This window comes from Albimonas pacifica (assembly GCF_900113695.1).
In the GTDB taxonomy this organism is placed as follows: domain Bacteria; phylum Pseudomonadota; class Alphaproteobacteria; order Rhodobacterales; family Rhodobacteraceae; genus Albimonas; species Albimonas pacifica.
This window is the reverse complement of record NZ_FOQH01000011.1, coordinates 48,689-66,011: the sequence shown is the minus strand read 5'-3', so window position 1 is coordinate 66,011 and position 17,323 is coordinate 48,689. Positions and strand designations below refer to the sequence as shown.

General features: G+C 76.3%; 13 protein-coding genes, 1 tRNA gene and 1 riboswitch. Of the genes, 6 read left to right on the top strand and 8 right to left on the bottom strand.

Features of this window, described 5'->3' with window-relative positions; translation table 11 throughout:
- Positions 1-9 precede the first annotated feature (9 nt).
- From hemC to BM064_RS21790, 5 genes are all read left to right on the top strand, one after another.
- Positions 10-951: a hydroxymethylbilane synthase gene (hemC, locus tag BM064_RS21810; RefSeq protein ID WP_092863923.1), complete on the top strand. Its 942-nt coding sequence runs from the start codon at positions 10-12 to the stop codon at positions 949-951.
- Positions 948-1,763 carry a uroporphyrinogen-III synthase gene (locus tag BM064_RS21805; RefSeq protein ID WP_092863920.1) on the top strand — a complete coding sequence of 272 codons (816 nt, stop codon included), beginning with the start codon at positions 948-950 and terminating at the stop codon, positions 1,761-1,763. The genes hemC and BM064_RS21805 overlap by 4 nt, the downstream gene beginning before the upstream one ends.
- A 136-nt stretch (positions 1,764-1,899) precedes the next feature.
- Positions 1,900-3,543: a COG4223 family protein gene (locus tag BM064_RS21800; RefSeq protein ID WP_092863917.1), complete on the top strand. Its 1,644-nt coding sequence runs from the start codon at positions 1,900-1,902 to the stop codon at positions 3,541-3,543.
- A 106-nt stretch (positions 3,544-3,649) separates the two neighbouring features.
- A complete protein-coding gene (locus BM064_RS21795; protein ID WP_092864290.1) occupies positions 3,650-5,131 on the top strand; it encodes a heme biosynthesis protein HemY in 1,482 nt (493 codons plus the stop codon).
- A gap of 301 nt (positions 5,132-5,432) precedes the next feature.
- Positions 5,433-5,508: transfer RNA gene (locus BM064_RS21790), tRNA-Thr, on the top strand.
- Between the two features lie 429 nt (positions 5,509-5,937).
- On the opposite strand, the gene BM064_RS21785 is transcribed toward BM064_RS21790, so the two are convergent.
- The 8 genes from BM064_RS21785 to BM064_RS21745 form a co-directional block, all read right to left on the bottom strand.
- Positions 5,938-6,126, bottom strand: a complete 189-nt coding sequence (locus BM064_RS21785) for a hypothetical protein (RefSeq protein WP_092863914.1) — start codon at positions 6,124-6,126, stop codon at positions 5,938-5,940.
- 4 nt (positions 6,127-6,130) lie between these two features.
- Positions 6,131-7,453, bottom strand: a complete 1,323-nt coding sequence (locus BM064_RS21780; protein ID WP_092863911.1) for an HlyD family type I secretion periplasmic adaptor subunit — start codon at positions 7,451-7,453, stop codon at positions 6,131-6,133.
- On the bottom strand, positions 7,450-9,192 hold the full coding sequence (locus tag BM064_RS21775) for an ATP-binding cassette domain-containing protein (protein ID WP_143103419.1): 1,743 nt from the start codon (positions 9,190-9,192) through the stop codon (positions 7,450-7,452). Before BM064_RS21775 ends, BM064_RS21780 begins: the two co-directional genes overlap by 4 nt.
- Before the next feature lie 210 nt (positions 9,193-9,402).
- Positions 9,403-11,487 carry a hypothetical protein gene (locus BM064_RS21770; RefSeq protein WP_092863905.1) on the bottom strand — a complete coding sequence of 695 codons (2,085 nt, stop codon included), beginning with the start codon at positions 11,485-11,487 and terminating at the stop codon, positions 9,403-9,405.
- A 189-nt stretch (positions 11,488-11,676) separates the two neighbouring features.
- A complete protein-coding gene (locus tag BM064_RS21765; RefSeq protein ID WP_092863902.1) occupies positions 11,677-12,423 on the bottom strand; it encodes an anti-sigma factor in 747 nt (248 codons plus the stop codon).
- On the bottom strand, positions 12,420-12,959 hold the full coding sequence (locus tag BM064_RS21760; protein ID WP_092863899.1) for a sigma-70 family RNA polymerase sigma factor: 540 nt from the start codon (positions 12,957-12,959) through the stop codon (positions 12,420-12,422). Before BM064_RS21760 ends, BM064_RS21765 begins: the two co-directional genes overlap by 4 nt.
- Positions 12,960-13,166: 207 nt before the next feature.
- A complete protein-coding gene (locus tag BM064_RS21755; protein WP_092863896.1) occupies positions 13,167-13,838 on the bottom strand; it encodes a TenA family protein in 672 nt (223 codons plus the stop codon).
- A gap of 379 nt (positions 13,839-14,217) precedes the next feature.
- A riboswitch (TPP riboswitch) is annotated at positions 14,218-14,317 on the bottom strand.
- 186 nt (positions 14,318-14,503) lie between these two features.
- Complete coding sequence (locus tag BM064_RS21745; protein ID WP_177236365.1) at positions 14,504-15,391, bottom strand: LysR substrate-binding domain-containing protein; 888 nt, start codon at positions 15,389-15,391, stop codon at positions 14,504-14,506.
- Positions 15,392-15,530: 139 nt separating this feature from the next.
- Between BM064_RS21745 and BM064_RS21740 the strand changes: the two genes are divergently transcribed.
- Positions 15,531-17,315 carry an acyl-CoA dehydrogenase family protein gene (locus tag BM064_RS21740; protein WP_092863887.1) on the top strand — a complete coding sequence of 595 codons (1,785 nt, stop codon included), beginning with the start codon at positions 15,531-15,533 and terminating at the stop codon, positions 17,313-17,315.
- The last annotated feature ends 8 nt before the right edge of the window (positions 17,316-17,323 follow it).

The following is a 17,323-nucleotide window of genomic DNA, read 5'->3' as shown; positions in this document are numbered from 1 at the left end:
GTCCGAAGCATGACCGAGCCGACCTTCAGCCCCGACCGCCCGCTCCGCCTCGGCACCCGAGGCTCGCCCCTCGCCGTCGCCCAGGCCGAGGAGACGCGCGACCGCCTGATGGCCGCCCACGGCCTGCCGCAGGCGGCCTTCGAGATCGTGGCGATCAAGACCACCGGCGACCGGGTGCAGGACCGCGCGCTCTCCGAGATCGGCGGCAAGGGCCTGTTCACCAAGGAGATCGAGGAGGCGCTGACCTCCGGCGCCATCGACCTCGCCGTCCATTCCATGAAGGACATGCCGGTCGAACAGCCGCAGGGCCTGGCCCTGACCTGCTACCTCCCGCGCGAGGACGTGCGCGACGCCTTCATCTCGCTCGAGTTCCAGGGGCTCGAGGATCTGCCGAAGGGCGCGGTGCTCGGCTCCTCGTCGCTGCGCCGGCGCGCCCAGGCCCTGCACCGCCGCCCGGACCTGCAGGTGGTGGAGTTCCGCGGCAACGTGCAGACCCGGCTGCGCAAGCTCGGCGACGGGGTGGCCGCGGCCACCTTCCTCGCCTGCGCCGGCCTGCGGCGGCTGGGGATGGACGACCTCGCCGAGCGCGCCATCGCGCCCGAGACCATGCTGCCCGCCGTGGCCCAGGGCGCCATCGGCATCGAGCAACGCGAGGGCGACGCCGCCGTCTCGGCGCTTCTGGCCCCGCTCGACCACGCCGACACCCACCTGCGGCTGACGGCGGAGCGCGCCTTCCTCGCCGGGCTCGACGGCTCCTGCCGCACGCCCATCGGGGGGCTGGCCGAGCTGCTGGCGGGCGGGCGCCTGCGCCTGCGCGGCGAGATCATCCGCCCCGACGGCTCCGTGCGCCACGCCACCGAACGCGAGGGCCCCGTCTCCGACGCCGCCGCCATGGGCGCGGACGCCGCGGCGGAACTGCGCGGCCTCGGCGGCCCCGACTTCTTCGCATGAGCGAGGCCGAGGCCCCCGCCGCCGATCCCGCGCCGCCGCCGCTGGCGCTGGTCACCCGGCCCGAGCCCTCGGGCGCGGCGCTGGCCCGCTGGCTGGAGGGCGAGGGCTGGCGCACGCTGCCCGCGCCGCTGATGCGCTTCGAGGCGCTTGAGGCGACCGCCGACCCCGCCGGCGCCTGGGGCATGGCGCTGACCTCCGCCGCCGCCGCCCGCGCCGCCCCGCTGGTCACCGAGCCGGGCGGGGAGGCGCTGCGCGCGCTGCCCTGCTTCTGCGTCGGCGAGGCCACGGCCGAGGCCGCGCGCGAGGCCGGTTTCCGCGACGTGCGCGCGGCCGACGCCGACGCCGCCGCGCTCGCCGCCCTGATCGCCGCCGAGGCGCCCGCGGGGGCCGAGATCCTGCACCTGCGCGGCCGCCACGGCGCCGACGACCTCTACGAGGCGCTCGCCGCCGCCGGGCTGCGCGCCCGCCAGGTGGTGGTCTACGCCATGCCCGCGGCGCAGGCGCTGCCCCCCGAGGCGGACGCCGCCCTCGCCGCGGGCGAGGCGAGGCTGGTCCCCGTATTCTCGCCGCGATCGGCCGCCATCCTTGCGCGTCTGCTGGCGCCGCGGCACGATCTGGGCCGCACGGTCGCGGTCGCGATCAGCCCCGCGGCCGCCCGGCCGCTGGCAGGCCTCGGCTTCGCGCGGGTCGAGATCGCGCAGGCGCCGACCCGCAAGGGCATGCGCGCGGCGATGGACGCGGTCGCCAGGGCCGCCCGCCGCCGCACCCGCAAGGCCGCGGAAGCGGCCGCGGCCGAGGCCGACGAGGCCTGAGACACCGACTGCGCCGGACCCCGCGCGGGGGCCGTTCGCGCGGTTCGCCGCACCTGCCGGTGTTGTTCTGCGGCAGGCGCATCCCATAACGTCCCAAGGGGGCCCCGGCCCCTTCGAGGGAGATCAGGACGGCGAGATGAGCGACAAGACGGACCCCGATCAGACGCCCGCCAAGGGGAAGACCCCCGACGGCGCGACGGAGGCGACGGAAACGGAGACCCCGTCCGTCGATCCCGCCGACGCGCCCCCGCGCCCGGACGAGATCGAGGACGCCGCGACCGCCGACGAGCCCTCGGTCGATCCCCGGCCCGAGGAGATGACCGCCGAAGAGGCGGAGCTGGCCGCCGCCCGCCCGGGCGTCGACCCCGACACGATCCCCGGCGACGAGACCGTCCATCCCGACGCCGCCGAGGCCGGCCTCGACCCCATCGCCTCGACCGAGCTGCGCGAGGCCCAGGACGCCGAGCGCCCCCAGGCCGAGCGCCCGGACGAGGACTTCCCCCACGGCGACGGCTCGACCTGGCCCGAGGGGCGCCCCGACGAGCTCGCCGCCGGCCTCGACTACGACGACCGCGAGGCGTCGCGCGAGGAGCGCGCCGCGCCGGTCGAGGACGACCCGTTCCACGACGAGCATGACGAGCACGCCCGCACGAGCCTCGCCGCCCGCGCCCTGCAGGCGCTGGTGATCCTGCTGCTGGGCGCGGCCATCGCGCTGTGGGCGCTGCCCCGCGTGGCCCCCTGGCTGCCCGCCCCCATCGCCGAGGCCGTGCAGGCCCCCGGCGTGATCACCGAGGCCGAGCTGACCGCGATGCGCGCCGAGATCGAGGAGGCCAACGCCACCCGCTTCGCCGCCCTCGAGGCCCGCCTCGCCGAGGCCGGCGCCGCCGCCGGCGCCGAGGGCCTCTCGGCGCTCGAGACCCGCGTGGCCGAGCTGGAGAGCCGGCTCGAGGCGCTGGGCGCCGCGCCCGGCGACGGCTCCGGCCTCTCCCAGCAGGTCGAGGACCTGGCCGCGGCCCAGTCGAACCTGCGCGCGCAGCTCGATTCGCTCTCGGGAAGCCTCTCGAACCTGGGCGAGGAGGCGGGGAACCTGCCGCCCGAGGCGGCCGAGCGCCTCTCGGGCTTCGCCGCCGCCACCGAGGCGCTGCGCGCCGAGATGGGCTCGATCTCGGGCCGCGTCGACGCGCTCGCCGCCCGCCTCGACGAGGCGGAGGCCCGCTTCGACGAGCGCGCCTCCGCCGCCGAGAGCGCGGCGCAGGAGGCCCGGACCCAGGCCGCCGACGCCGAGCGCCGCGCCCAGGTCAACGCGGCCTTCGCCGAGCTGACCCTGTCGCTGGACGAGGGGCGGCCCTACGCCGGCCCGCTGAACGCGCTCGCCGACTTCGGCCCGGCGCCCGAGGCGCTCGCGGGCCCCGCCGACGCGGGCGTCGCCCGCCTCGCCGACCTGCGCGAGAGCTTCACCGCCGCCGCCCATGACGCGATGGAGGCCCAGGCCACCGAGGAGGCGGGCGAGTCCGTCGCCGCCCAGACGCTGGCCGCCCTGCGCGCCCGCCTCCAGGGCGTGCCGGTGGACCGGGTCGAGGGCGAGGGGCTCGACGCCCAGCTCGGCGCCGCCGCCGCCGCCCTGCGCGAGGGCGAGCTCGCCGCCGCGCTGGAGGCGCTGGAGGGGCTGCCCCCCGCCGCCGGCGAGGCCATGGCCCCCTGGACCGAGCGGGCGCGCGCCCGCCTCGCGGCCATGACCGCCGCGCAGGCCTGGCGCGCCGAGCTGCTGGGCGGAAACTGACGAAGCCGCGCCGCCCCGGGCCCGACGCGCAGTCGCGCGCGGGACCGGGGCGGCGCGCCGCGGACACGTCCGGCCGGGCCGGATGCAAGAGAGAAGGATGCAGGGGATGATCTGGCTTCTGGTGCGCACGGGCCTGTTCGTGGCGCTCGCCGCGGCCATCGCCTACGGGATCGGGGTGCTTCTGGACACCCCCGGCGGCATCGAGATCGTCTGGGACGGGCGCGCCTATTTCTTCGACCCGCTCACCTTCGTGGGCGTGTTCCTGGGCGCGGTCCTGGCGCTGTGGCTGCTGTGGAAGCTGATCGGGCTGCTGCTGGCCTGCGCGCGGTTCCTGTCGGGCGACGAGACCGCCGTCAGCCGCTTCTTCGGCCGCTCGCGCACGCGGCGCGGGCTCGAGGCGCTCGAGGGCGGCATGATCGCCATGGCCGAGGGCGATCCGCGCCGGGCGCTCGCCAAGGCCGAGCGCGCGGGCAAGCTGCTCGACCGCCCGGAGCTGGCCGAGCTGCTCGCCGCCCAGGCCGCCCGCGCGGCCGGGCAGGAGGATCGCGCCGAGGTCTATTTCAAGGCGCTCGCCCGCACCAAGCGCACCCAGGCGATCGGCGTGCGCGGCCTGCTCGACCAGGCGATGGAGCGGGGCGAGACCGCCAAGGCCCAGAAGCTGGCCGAGCGCGCCTTTGCGCTCCGTCCCCGCGACGCCGGCGTGATGACCCGCCTCTTCGACCTGCAGACCGGGGCCGAGGACTGGGGCGCCGCGCGCCGCACGCTGGCCGCCGAGGTCCGCGCCGGCGCCCTCCCGCGCGAGGTCGGCGCCCGCCGCGACGCCGTGCTGGCGCTCGCCGAGGCGCGCGTGGCCGAGGCTGCGGGCGACCACGCCCGCGCCCAGGACGCGGCGCTGGAGGCCAACCGCCGCTCGCCCGCGCTCGCCCCCGCCGCGGTGGCCGCCGCCCGCGCGCTCGCCGCCCAGAAGCAGACCGGCAAGGCCGAGAAGGTGCTGCGCCAGGCCTGGAAGCTCTCCCCGCATCCCGAGATCGCCGGCGCCTTCGCCGCCCTCGTCCCCGACGAGACGCCCGAGGCCCGCCGCCGCCGCTTCAAGGGCCTGACCGCCGAGACGCCCGACCACCCCGAAGCCAGGATGCTCGAGGCCGAGCTCGCGCTCGCGGCCGAGGACTTCCCCGGCGCCCGCCGGGCGCTGGGCGACCTGCCGACCACCCGGCCCACCACCCGCTCCCTCGCGATCATGGCCGCGGTCGAGCGGGGCTCGGGCGCCGACGACCACGTGGTGCGCGCCTGGCTCGCCAAGGCGCTCTCGGCGCCGCGCGGCGAGGCCTGGACCTGCGACGCCTGCGGCCATGTGCACGAGGCCTGGACGCCGGTCTGCGAAGAGTGCCGGGCGGTCGATTCCCTGTCCTGGAAACAGCCCTCGGGCGCGGGCGAATCCTCTGCCGCCCAGCAGGCCCTGCTGCCGGTGATCCTCGCCAGCCTCGAGGGCCAGGCCGCCGCGCGGGAGGATATCCCCGACGCCGCAGAGGATGCCGTCGAGGCCCAGGCCGAGCCGGCCCCGCCCGAGAAAGGCGCCTCCGCCGCCTGACCGGACCCCCGGGTTCCGGTCCCGACGAAGCCCCGCGGCCCGGCCGCGGGGCTTCGCGCTGTCCGCATCGGCCCTTCGCCGCGGAGGACCCGGCCGCTTCCCGCTTCGCCCACAAGATCCCGGGGGAGGGCGCGCCAGCTCCATCCCGCATCGCGCGCCTGCCTTGCGTCGCGAAACCGCTCCCGGCCGCCGTCTGCGGCCCTCGTCGGCGCGGCCGCGCGAATTCGGGGCGACGTTGCGTCCGGGGGGCCCTCGCAAGGCTTGCCAAGCCCCGGCGCCTCGGCTAGATCGGCCGCCGGTCGCCGGTGTAGCTCAGCTGGTAGAGCACGTCATTCGTAATGATGGGGTCGGGGGTTCGAGTCCCTTCACCGGCACCACCCTCATCAAATCAGATCCGCCGCCCCGGCGCGTCTCCGTCGTCGTCGCGATGCCGCGTCGTGGATGGACGCCGACGTCCGGCTCCGTCCGGATGGGCTGCAGTCCGTCCGGGCTGGGCGTCGGCGCGACCTCGGACCAGGCGGCGCGCGCAGCGGACGCTCGCCGGTCCTGAGATCCGGCTCGCGAAGCGAAGGATCGGCCTGCGCGGGGTCTCCGCCGGGCATGGACCGTGCTGCGCCGCGGCGCTCGATGAGGGCCACGCGGGGCAGGGGCTCGCGGAGCCGCTCCTCCGCCTCGCCGCCGCCGCGGATGCGCCCGGGCGAGCGACGGCTTCCGTCGCCACGTTTGGCCGCTCGCCGCCGCAACGACCCCGTCGAGCCGGCCCTCCTCCCGCGGCGCGGAGCGCATGCGGCGGCCGTCGGCCCCTGTCAGCGCGGGTCGCCGGAGCCCTCGTCCTCCGCTCGGTCCGCGGGCGCGGCAGGGGGCCCCGCCCTGCGCGCGGCGGTCTCGCGCTCGGCGCGGGACAGGGCCATCGCGCGGGACAGGCGGGTCAGGTCGTGATGGTCGCGGAACAGATCCAGCGCGATCTCGCGGCGGGAGGGGGGAGGAGCGGACATCGGCTCAAAGCTCCCGCAGGGACCGCGACAACGCGTCGGCGAAGGGTGCGACGAGGTAGTCGACGGCCGTGCGCGCCTGCGTCGGCACGACGGCGGTGACGGGCATTCCGGGCTCCAGGGCCACGCCCTCGGGCGCGACGGGAAAGGCGATGCGCATCGCGTAGCTGGGGTCCGCCCCGGTCTCGGACCGCTCGGGGTCCTCGGTCAGCTCGGCCGAGATCAGCACGATGGCGCCGGGAAAGCCGCTCTGCTGGCGCGAGCGCACGCCGGGCAGGCGCAGCTCCACCGGCATCCCGGCGCGCAGCCGCTCCCGCTCGGCCGGGGCGAGGCGCGCCTCGACCACGAGGGCGCCGCCTTCGGGCACGATCTCCATCAGCGGCTCGCCCGCGCCGACCACGCCGCCCACGGTGGAGGCGCGCAGCCCCACCACCACGCCGGAGGCCGGCGCCGGCACCCGGGCCCGGGCGATCCGGGCCTGTTCGGCGGCGATCGACGGCGCCAGCTCCGCCAGCCGCGCCACCACCTCCGACAGCTCGGTCGAGACGCTCGAGAGCCGTTTCGAGCGGGCGCGGGCATGGTCGAGGCGGATTTCCCCGGCGGCGGCCTCGGTCTCGGCGACGGCGGCCTCGAGCGACTCGCGCAGGCCCGACAGGGCGGCCAGCTCCTGTTCGCGGGCGTTGAGCTGCGGCCGCGCGAGGCGGCCCCGGTCGGCGAGCTCCCGCGCGGCCTCGACGTTCTCCTGCGACAGGCGGCGCTGGGTGCGGATCGAGCGCAGCTCGGCCTCCTGCGCCCGCAGGCGGGCGGACAGGCGCCTCAGCGCGCCGTCCAGCACCTCGTCCTCTGCGGCGATCTCCGCCCGGCGGGCGCGGAACAGCGCCTGCTGGCTGGCGATGGCGGCGACGAGGGCGCCGCGCTCGGGCGCGCCCTGGGCGCGGGCCGCGGCGAAGTCGGGCGCGGGGGCGCCGTCGCGCTCGGCCTCCAGCCGGGCGCGGCGGGCGAGCAACGCGTCCCGCTCGGCGGAGAGGGAGGCGAGCGTGGCTTCGGCCTGGGAGGAATCGAGGCGGATCAGCGTGTCGCCGGCGCGGACCCGGTCGCCGTCGCGCACCGCGATCTGCGCGACGATGCCGCCGTCGAGATGCTGCACGACCTTCACGTCGCCCTCGACCTTGAAGCGGCCCTCGGCGATCACCGCGCCCGACAGCGGCGCGGTCCACAGCCAGACCCCGAAGCCGGCCGCGGCGAGACCCAGCGCGACGCCGGCGCGCAGCAGCGGCTTGCCGACGCCGTCGGCGGCGACGGGAGAGGACGCAGGGCGTTCGGCGGTCATCGGGCGGCCTCCTTCAGGGGCTGGGCGGGGACGGGGGGCGCGACGGGGGGCGCGGCGGGGGCGGTTCCGGCCGGGGACTCCGGCCCGATGGTCCGGCGCATCAGTCCGATCACCCGCTCGCGCGGCTCGAACTGCTCGATCATTCCGTCGCGCATCAGCAGGATGCGGTCGGCGAGCGCGGCCATCACCGGCTTGTGGGAGATCACGATCACGGTGACGCCGGCCGCCTTCAGTCCGCGGATCGCGTTCAGCGCGGCGACCTCGCCCTCGGCGTCCGCCTGGGAGGTGGGCTGGTCGAGCACCACCAGCGCGGGCTTGCCGAACAGCGCCCTCGCCAGCGCCACCCGCTGGCGCAGGCCCGGGGTCAGGTCGCGCCCGCCGGCGCCGACCTGGAAGCCGACGCCCCCGGGAAGACGCTCGATCGCCTGGCGCAGGCCGGCGGCGTCGACCGCGGCCCCGATCTCGGCGTCCGAGGCCTCGCGGAAGCCGGCGATGTTCTCCGCCACCGTGCCGGAATGCAGCTCGACGTCCTGGGGCATCCAGCCGATCAGGCGGGCGCGGTCGCGCGCGTCCATGGCGGCGGGCTCGGCCCCCGCCACCCGCGCCTGGCCGCCGTCGAGCGGGACGACCCCGGCCAGCGCCCGGGCCAGGGTGGACTTGCCGGCCCCGCTTTCGCCGACCACCGCGACGACCTCGCCGGCGGCGATCCCGGCGGACACGCCGCGAAGGGCGGGACGCCGGTCGCCGGGGATCATCACGGTCGCGCGGCGCGCCTCGACCGCGGCGCCCGCGCCGGTCAGGCGCAGGGGGGCCGCGGCGGTCGGCGCGGGGCGGCGGCGGGTCAGGCGGTCCAGCGCCTCGCGCGCGGCGGCGGCCTGGCGCAGGGCGCCCAGAAGCGACTCCATCGGCCCCAGCGCGCGGCCGGCGAGGATCGCGGCCGCCAGCATCGCCGCGGGCGCGAGCTGGCCCTCCAGCGTCAGCACCGCGCCTGCGGCCAGCGCCGCGCTGTGGGCGATCATGCGCACGGTGCGGGTGAAGGCGCCGACGGCGGCCGCGCCCTCGTCCACCGACTGGCGCAGGCCGCCCAGCGCCAGCACGCCCGCGGTCAGCCGGCCGGACAGGCCCGCGCGCGCGCCGAAGGCCGCGAGGTCGCCGCGGTCGGCGTCCAGCACGCCGCCCAGTTCGCGCAGCTCGGCCTCGCCGGCCGCGATCCGCCGCTCCCGCGCGCGGGAGCGCCAGCGCCCGACCAGGACCGCGGCCAGGATCGCCGCGGCGCCCAGCGTCGCCACCAGCCCCAGCGCCGGGTGCAGCAGGAACAGCAGGCCCAGGAACAGCAGCGTGAAGGGCGCGTCGCACAGGGTCGTCGCGCCGGCGCCCGACAGGAAGGCGCGCAGCGCGCCCAGATCGCGCAGCCGGTCCGCCTGGCGGCCCTCCGGCGCGGCCTCGGCCAGCCGACGCTCCGCCCTTGCGGCGGCGCGCGCCAGCAGCCGGCCGCGCGCGGCGTCGGCGGCGCCCATGGCGGCCAGCGCCAGCAGCAAGACGACCGATAGCGAGGCCAGCGTCTCGAGGCTGCGGGAATTCAGAACCCGGCCGTAGAGCTGCATCATGTAGAGCGGCGAGGCCAGGAACAGCGTGTTCACCGCCAGGCTGAACACCATCGCCAGCGCCAGGTGCGGGGCCAGCGCCGCGCGCAGGCGCTCGCGCGCCTCGGCGTCCTGTTCGAGCGGTTTGCGGGGCATCTGGATCTCCGGTTCGGCTGAGAGCGGCGGGACGGGGGAGGGGGCGGCCGCGGCGCGCCGGCGCGCCGCGGCCTGGGGGCGCGGGCCGGCGCCCGACCGGCCCGGCCGGCGCGGCCCGCCCGTCCCGATCCCGAGCGCGCGGAGCTGGGTGCGGGACCCCGCGCGCTCGGTTCGGGACGGCTCGGGCCGCGGGGCCTCGGCCATTGGCGGTCAGCCCATGGCGGAGACGTCGTCCTCCATGTCGGGCATCTCCGGCAGGCTCGTCGCCACGAAGGGCTCGACGGTCTCGGCCTCGGACGGGTCGACGCGTTCGGCGGAGGCCGCCTCCATGTCGGCCTCCATCGCCGACAGCATGGCGGGGGGCGCGACGGAGGTGCTCGACACCATGCCGTCGCCGTCGACCATCAGGTACTCCATCGTCCCGTCCGCCACGTCGTCCGAGAAGCCGGCCAGCGTGTAGGTGTTGTCGGCGTTGCCGAGCACGAACTCGTTGGCCGCGGTCGCCTCGGCGCCGTAGCCGATGGCGGCGGAGTTGGCGAAGTTGGCGCTCGCGGCCTCGCCCACGGCCAGCGAGAAGTCGCCCCCCGCCTCGGCCAGATGGCCGAGCGCATGGGCCCGCTCGCCGGTCGCCTCGGCCTGCCAGCCGAAGGCGGTGGCGGCGGTGTTGGAGGCGACGCTCTCGCCGCCGACCGCGGTGGTCGAGGTCCCGTTCGCCATGGCGTTGTCGCCGATGGCGAGCGAGTCGGTCCCCGAGGCCGAGGCCTGGTTGCCGATCGCGGTGGCGTTGTCGGAGGTCGCGTTGGCGTCCTCGCCCACCGCGAGGCTGCGCACCCCGTCGGCGTTGGCGAGATGGCCGAAGGCCTGCGCCCGCTCGGCGCCCGCCGAGGCCTGCCAGCCGATGGCGGTGGCGCCCGGGCCGGAGGTCATGGATTCTCCGCCGACCGAGGTGGTCGAGGGACCCGTGGCCATGGCCGCGTCGCCCAGCGCGATGGCGTCGATGCCCGAGGCGACGGCCATGTTGCCGATGGCGGTGGCGTTGTCGGTCTGGGCGTTGGCCGCCTCGCCGACCGCGAGGGAGCGCACGCCGTCGGCGGAGGCGAGATGCCCGAAGGCCTGCGCCCGCTCGGCGGTGGCCGAGGCCTGCCAGCCGACGGCGGTCGTGCCCGGGCCGGAGGTGACGGTCTCGCCGCCGATGGAGGTGGTGGACGGCCCCGTCGCCATGGCGCTGTCGCCGATGGCCAGCGCATCGACGCCGTCGGCCATGGCCAGGTTGCCGATGGCGGTGGCGTTGTCCGAGGCCGCCGTCGCCGCCTCGCCGACCGCGAGGGAGCGCACGCCGTCGGCGGAGGCGAGGTGCCCGAAGGCCTGCGCCCGTTCGGCGGTGGCCGAGGCCTGCCAGCCGACGGCGGTCGTGCCCGGGCCGGAGGTGACGGTCTCGCCGCCGATGGAGGTGGTGGACGGCCCCGTCGCCATGGCGCTGTCGCCGATGGCCAGCGCATCGACGCCGTCGGCCATGGCCAGGTTGCCGATGGCGGTGGCGTTGTCCGAGGCCGCCGTCGCCGCCTCGCCGACCGCGAGGGAGCGCACGCCGTCGGCGGAGGCGAGGTGCCCGAAGGCCTGCGCCCGCTCGGCGGTGGCCGAGGCCTGCCAGCCGACGGCGGTCGTGCCCGGTCCCTCGGTGACGGTCTCGCCGCCGATGGAGGTGGTGGACGGCCCGGTCGCCATGGCGCTGTCGCCGATAGCCAGCGCGTCGACGCCGTCGGCCATCGCCAGGTTGCCGATGGCGGTGGAATTGGCGGAGGCCGCGGTCGCCGCCTCGCCGATGGCGAGGCTGCGCTCGCCGGTGGCCGAGGCCAGGTGGCCGATGGCATGCGCCCGCTCGCCGACCGCCGAGGCCTGCCAGCCGAAGGCCGTCGCCGCCGTGCCGCTGGCCGTGCTCAGGGCGCCGACGGCGGTCGAGGAGGTCCCCATCGCCGCCGCCTTCGCGCCGAGCGCCAGCGCGTCCTGGCCGTCGGCGCTCGCCTTCATGCCCATGGCGACGGACTGGTCGCCCGCGGCCATGCTCTTCTTGCCCAGCGCCAGCGCGTCGGCGCCCGAGGCGTCCGCCTTCTTGCCGATGGCGACCGAGGCCTCGCCCGAGGCCGACGCCCGCTTGCCGATGGCGACGGCGTCGTCGCCCGACGCGTCCGCGCGCTTGCCCAGAGCCATGGCGTGCTCGCCGGTGGCGCTCGCCCAGAAGCCGATTTCGAATTCGCTGTCAGGCCCGCGGAACAGGCGATTGAGTTTTCCGAGCATGCCCAAGGCAACTCCTCCTCTGTTTTCCCCCGCTCCCGTCCGCCGGCGCACCCGGGCGGCAGGAGGGGTCGTGAGGAGAACGGGCGGCAGGAGGGGTCTGGATGCAGCGATCCGAAAAAAGTTTCCTAAAAACGAAAGGGGGCCCCGCGGGGCCCCCTGACCTGTCGGATCGCCGCCGGCGCCGCCGGCTCACAGAGGCCGCTGCGCCAGCCCCTTGCCCACGATCGGGCCGGTGGGAAGGCCGGTGGGCGAGCCTCCCGGCGGCTCGACGGTGATCTCGTAGAGCTGTCCGCTCTCGGGGCGCGGCAGGTCGGGCCCGGTCACCCTGGCGCGCATCGCCCGCCCCAACACGCCCAGCGAGACGGGCGGCCCGTCCGCATCCGGCTTGGTCCAGATCTGCAGCACCTGCGCGCCCTCGGGCGAGAAGTCCTCCAGCGGCGTGACCCGCAGGCTGTCGTCGTCGAAGGCCTCGATCAGCGCCACCGAGCCGCCGTCGTCGTCGAGCAGGATCGCCATCACCGCCGGCTGCGGCGTGAACAGCTCCAGCGTCAGCGCCGCGGCCAGCGCGATGCAGGCCGCGGTGGCCGCGCCCGCCAGCCTCTTCCAGCCCCGTCCCGTCCCGGCGGCGGGGCGCGCGGCGGTGCGGGCGCCGGCGCGCAACGGCGGCGGCGCGGCCCCGGAGGCGGCCGGCGCCGTCCGGCCCCGCTCCGCCGACAGGCGGGTCTGCAGGCTTTCCCACGCGCCGGGCGCCATCGGCGCGGGCTCGGCGGTCAGGTCCAGCGCGTGCCAGTCGGCCGAGAGCGCGCGCACCTCGGCCGCGAGCGCCGCGTCCGCCGCATCGGCGGGCGCGGCGATGCGCGCCTCGACCTCGGCGCGCGCCTCGGGTTCCAGCTGGCCGAGCACATAGGCTTCGGCGAGATCGTGCGTCTCGCTCATCCCAGGCACTCCCGCAGCGAGAGCAGCGCCCGGCGCATCCAGCTCTTGACCGTGCCCAGCGGGCGGCCGAGCTTGCCGGCGATCTCCTCCTGGGTCAGGCCGACCACATAGGACAGCAGCAGGGAGCGGCGCGGCGCGGCCTCGATCGCCTGGAGGCATCCCGCCAGCCGTCCCTCGCGGTCGAGCGTCTCCCAGGCGTGATCGACGGCGGCCTCGCGCAGACGGTCGAGATCCTCGGGCGCCAGCGCGTCCTCCTGCGGGCGCGAGCGCAGCAGGTCGATGGCCCGGAAGCGCACGATGGTGCACATCCAGGCGCGGGCGGAGCCGAGCGCGGGGTCGAAGCGGCCCGCATTGCGCCAGATCTGCAGGAACGCCTCCTGCACCGCCTCTTCCGCCATGTCGCTCCGGTGGAGCACCCGCATCGCTATGCCTTTCATCCGCGAGGCTTCAGCGTCGAACAGCGCCTTCAGAGCCCGCTCGTCGCCGCTCGCGCAGCGTTGAAGCAGGCTTTCCAGATCGTCGTCCTCACGGACCATTGCAGCTCCCATCTCCCCGGCCCGGCCTGTCGCCCGGACCGGTTCTGCAATCGTTCTAGCAAGCCTCGTTTTGGAGGGATACGGGGCATCGACCGCGCTTGGATGCAGGGGGCGGCGATTTCGCGGGGAACCCAGCCGCGGCGCGAAGGCCGAGCCAATCGACCCCGCGACCGCGCGTCAAGGGTCGCCCGGGCGCGCTCGCCGCGCCTACCCGCAGAGGCCCATGCCCCAGAAGTCGACCTCGAGCCGCGTCGCCGTCTCGAAGCGGGCGCAGAGGTTGGGCCAGCGGGGGCTGCTCGCGGGCGAGGGGCCGAGGCGGCGGGCGACCGCCGTGTCGATCAGGGCGCCGACCGCCCGGCAGGCGCCCTGATACTCCGCGCCGGCATAGGCGGCGATCCAGTCGGCATAGGGCGTCGCGCGCCCGTCCGCCGCCAGCCGCGCGCCGATCTCGCCATAGCCCAGCACGCAGGGCGCGAGCGCGGCCAGCAGGTCGAGGAAGTCGCCGGAGTGGCCCGCGTCGAGCACGTAGCGGGTATAGGCGATGGTCTGCGGCGCCTCGCGGCTTGCGAACAGCGCATCCTCGGGGATGCCTTCGGCGGCGCAGGTCTCGACATGCAGCCGCATCTCCTCGTCGAGAAGGGCATGGACGGTCGCCGCGCAGACGCGCATTTCGTCCAGCGTCTCGGTCTTGGTGACGGCCAGCGCCCAGGCTCGCGCGAAATGGACGAGGAACAGGTAGTCCTGCACCAGATACCGCAGGAACGCCTCGCGCGGCAGCGTGCCGTCGCCCATCCCCTCGACGAAGGGATGGCGCGTGTAGCGGGGCCAGACCTCGCCGGCGGCCGCGCGCCACATCGGGAAGATTTCGCCGTAGCTCATGTCGCCTCCAGGTCGATCGCAAGGTCCTGCGCCGGACGCAGCCGCCCGATCGCCCCCGCCGCTTGCGCGAGGGCCGCGAGGCGGGCGCATCGCCGGGGGTCGGGCGCCCGTGGGTGCGGGGCGAAGCGCGGGGAGGGCGTCGCCCCATCGCCCACGAGGGCCGCCTGCGCGGCGGCGGGCGTCGGGGCGAGGACGCGGAGGGCGACCGTCATCGGCTCTCTCCGGGCGCGGAGACCGCCCCCGGAACCGCCGGGGCGCCTGCGCCGCCGCCTGCGATGCTCGGAGTCGGAGCCTGCGATGCTCGGAACAGATGACATCGGCCTCGTGCTTCTCCCGCCGGCGCAGGGGGGAGGAGGACGACACGGCCGCAGGGAGGGCCGCCAGGTCATGCTCCGTTCCCTCCGCCGGCATTGCCCGGATCAGGTTCGATGGGTCGGCTCGCGCCTCTCAGCCCTTGCAGGGCGCCCCAACGGATAGGCCGTGCGATAGCAGCCGGCGTCGGCGTCTTCAAGCGACGCAGACGCCGGGCGACGCCATCGGGACCCGGCTGCGGGCCGGCGCCGGGATCTCCCGTCCCCGGCCGCGTCCCCCGCCCCGCGCCGCTGCGGGCCTCGGCGTCCGCCGCCATGCCGTCGCTCGCCCGCAGGCGGAGACCGCCTCGGCGGTCACGCCGCCGGCACGGCCTCCGCCTCGGCGACCAGCCAGTCGGCGAAGGCGGCGAGGGCGGGGTCGCTCTCGGCCCGGCGGGCGTGCTGGAGGACGAACCAGCGCTTGGTCGGCCGGGTCCTGGGATGGGCGACGGCGAGGGCGCCCCGGGCGATCTCGGGGCGGATCAGCGCCTCGAGCCCGATGGCGACGCCGAGGCCGCGGGCGGCGGCCTCGATGGCGAGGCCCGTGCTCTCGAAGGTCGAGCCGGCCTCGGCGGGGACATGGCGCAGGCCCGCATGGTCGAGCCAGCGCCGCCAGTCGTCGGGACGGGGGCGGGCGTGCAGCAGCGGGGCCGAGGCGAAGTCCACCGGCCCGGCCGCCAGCAGCGCGGGCGCGCAGACGGGCAGGGTGGCGATGGGCAGCAGCCGGCGCGTGGCGAGGCCCGAGCGGGGCGCGCCGTCGGAGACCGCGATGACCGCGTCGAAGCGGGCGGGCGTGAGGTCCAGCGGATTGGCGGAGGTGTGCAGGTCCAGCGTCACCTCCGGCCAGAGGGCGCGCATCGCCTCCCACCGGGGCATCAGGAAGCGGGAGGCGAAGAAGCCGTAGACGCCGATCGACAGTCTCCGGGGGCGGCGCAGGCGCAGGCCGCGGGCGGCCTCGGCGATGCGGTCGAGCGCTCCGCCCAGCTCGGCGGCCAGCGCCGCGCCGGCCTCGGTGGGCTCGAGGCCGGTGGCGCGGCGCACGAAAAGGGGCGTCTCCATCCGCGTCTCCAGCTCCCGCACCTGGCGGCTGACGGCGCCGGGCGTCACGCCCAGCTCGTCGGCCGCGCGGGTCATCGAGCGGTGGCGGGCCGCGGCCTCGAAGGCGCGCACGGCGGGGAGGGGCGGCAGCCGGCGGCCGGACATGGGCGCGTCTCCAGGGGTTGAGCCAGGCTCAAGATGGGCTGCAAGGAAGTCGCTTGCCCTTGCGCCCCCGTCAAGCCGAGACTGGCGCCCGACCCCGAAGGCGCGCCCAGACGCGCCCGGCCCCCGCGGAGGACACGCCATGAACGCCCCGACCCCGATCCACCCGGGCGCGCGCACCGCCCGCGCCGCCTCGGCCGAGCGCTCGCGCAGCATCGCGCCGGACACCCGCGGCCTGAACTACTGGACGATCGACCCGTCCCTGCGCAGCCTGCTGCCGCTCTACATGGACGGGCCGCTGCTGGCGCATCTGGAGCCGCACATGGCGGAGCTGGGGGCGCTGGCGGGCGGCCGGCTGGGCGAGCTCGCCGACACCTGCGAGCGGCACGAGCCGGTGCTGCACCGCCGCGACCGCTACGGCCGCGACGAGGAGTGGCTGGAGTTCCACCCCGCCTATCGCGAGATGGAGGCCATCGCCTTCGGCCGCTTCGGCATGCACGCGATGACCAACCGTCCGGGCGTGCTGGACTGGCCCGGGAAGATGCCGCCGATCGCCAAGTACGTCTTCCACTACCTGTTCAGCCAGGCGGAGTTCGGCCTGCTGTGCCCGGTGAACCTGACCGACAGTTCCTCGCATCTGGTCGACCTGTTCGGGACGGACGCGCTGCGCGAGCGGTTCCTGCCCGACATGTGGACCCAGGACATGTCCCGCCTGACCAGGGTGGCGCAGTTCATGACCGAGAAGGCCGGCGGCTCGGACATCGGCCGCTCGGATCTGACGGCCGTGCCGGAGGGCGATCACTGGCGGCTGTGGGGGGAGAAGTGGTTCTGCTCCAACGTCGACGCCGAGGCGGCGGTGCTGCTGGCGCGGCCCGAGGGAGGGCCTGAGGGTTCGAAGGGGCTCGGGCTGTTCCTGATGCCCAAGACCCTGCCGGACGGGACCCGCAACGCCTACCGGATCGTGCGGCTGAAGGAGAAGATGGGGTCGAAGTCCATGGCCTCGGGCGAGATCATGTTCGAGGGGGCGGTGGCCTATCATCTGGGCGAGCTGGACCAGGGTCTCAAGCAGATGCTGGTGATGGTGAACTCGTCGCGCATCTCGCACCTGACCCGGGCCGCAGGGATGATGCGGCGCTGCTGGAACGAGGCGATGGCGGTGGCCAACGGCCGCGACGCCTTCGGCAAGCGGGTGATCGAGCATCCGCTGATGCGCCGCCAGCTGATGAAGATGCTGATCCCGACGGAGCAGGCGCTGTCGGCCCTGCTCTATGCGGCGGCGGTGTCGGGGGACCAGTCGCCCCGCGCGCAGAAGGTGCTCAGGATCCTGACGCCGGTCGTCAAATACCGGGCCTGCCGGGACAACGTGCCGGTGGCGACCGCCGCGCTCGAGGCGCGGGGCGGCAACGGCTATATCGAGGACTGGCCCAATTCCCGCCTGGTGCGCGACGCCCACCTGGGGCTGCTGTGGGAGGGGACGTCCTCGATCAACTCGCTGGATGCGATCCAGCGGGCGGTCGGCAAGTCCCGGGCGCATGAGGCGCTGGCCGAGGACCTCGCGGAGCGGATCGAGGCCGCGGGCCTGCCCGGCCAGTTCCGCACCCGCCTGGCCGGCGCCGTGGACCGCGCCATCCGCTTCGCCGACGAGGTCGCCTCGGACCCCGCCCACGAGCGCTTCTGCCGGGAGGCGTCGGGCGGGCTCTACCACGCCACGACCGCCGCGCTGATGGCCGCCGAGGGCCAGGCGCTGGGCGAGGCCGGCGGCGACGCCCGCCGCCTGCTGATGGCCCGCTTCGTGATCGAGCACCGGATGAAGGAGCAGGGGCCGCCCAGCCTCTCCGCCCGCCGCTGGGAGGAGGAGGCGATCGACCTGCTGCTGTCCGACGCCCCCGTCTCGCTGGACGACGCCCAGCGTCTGTCCCAGGCCTGAGGGGGATC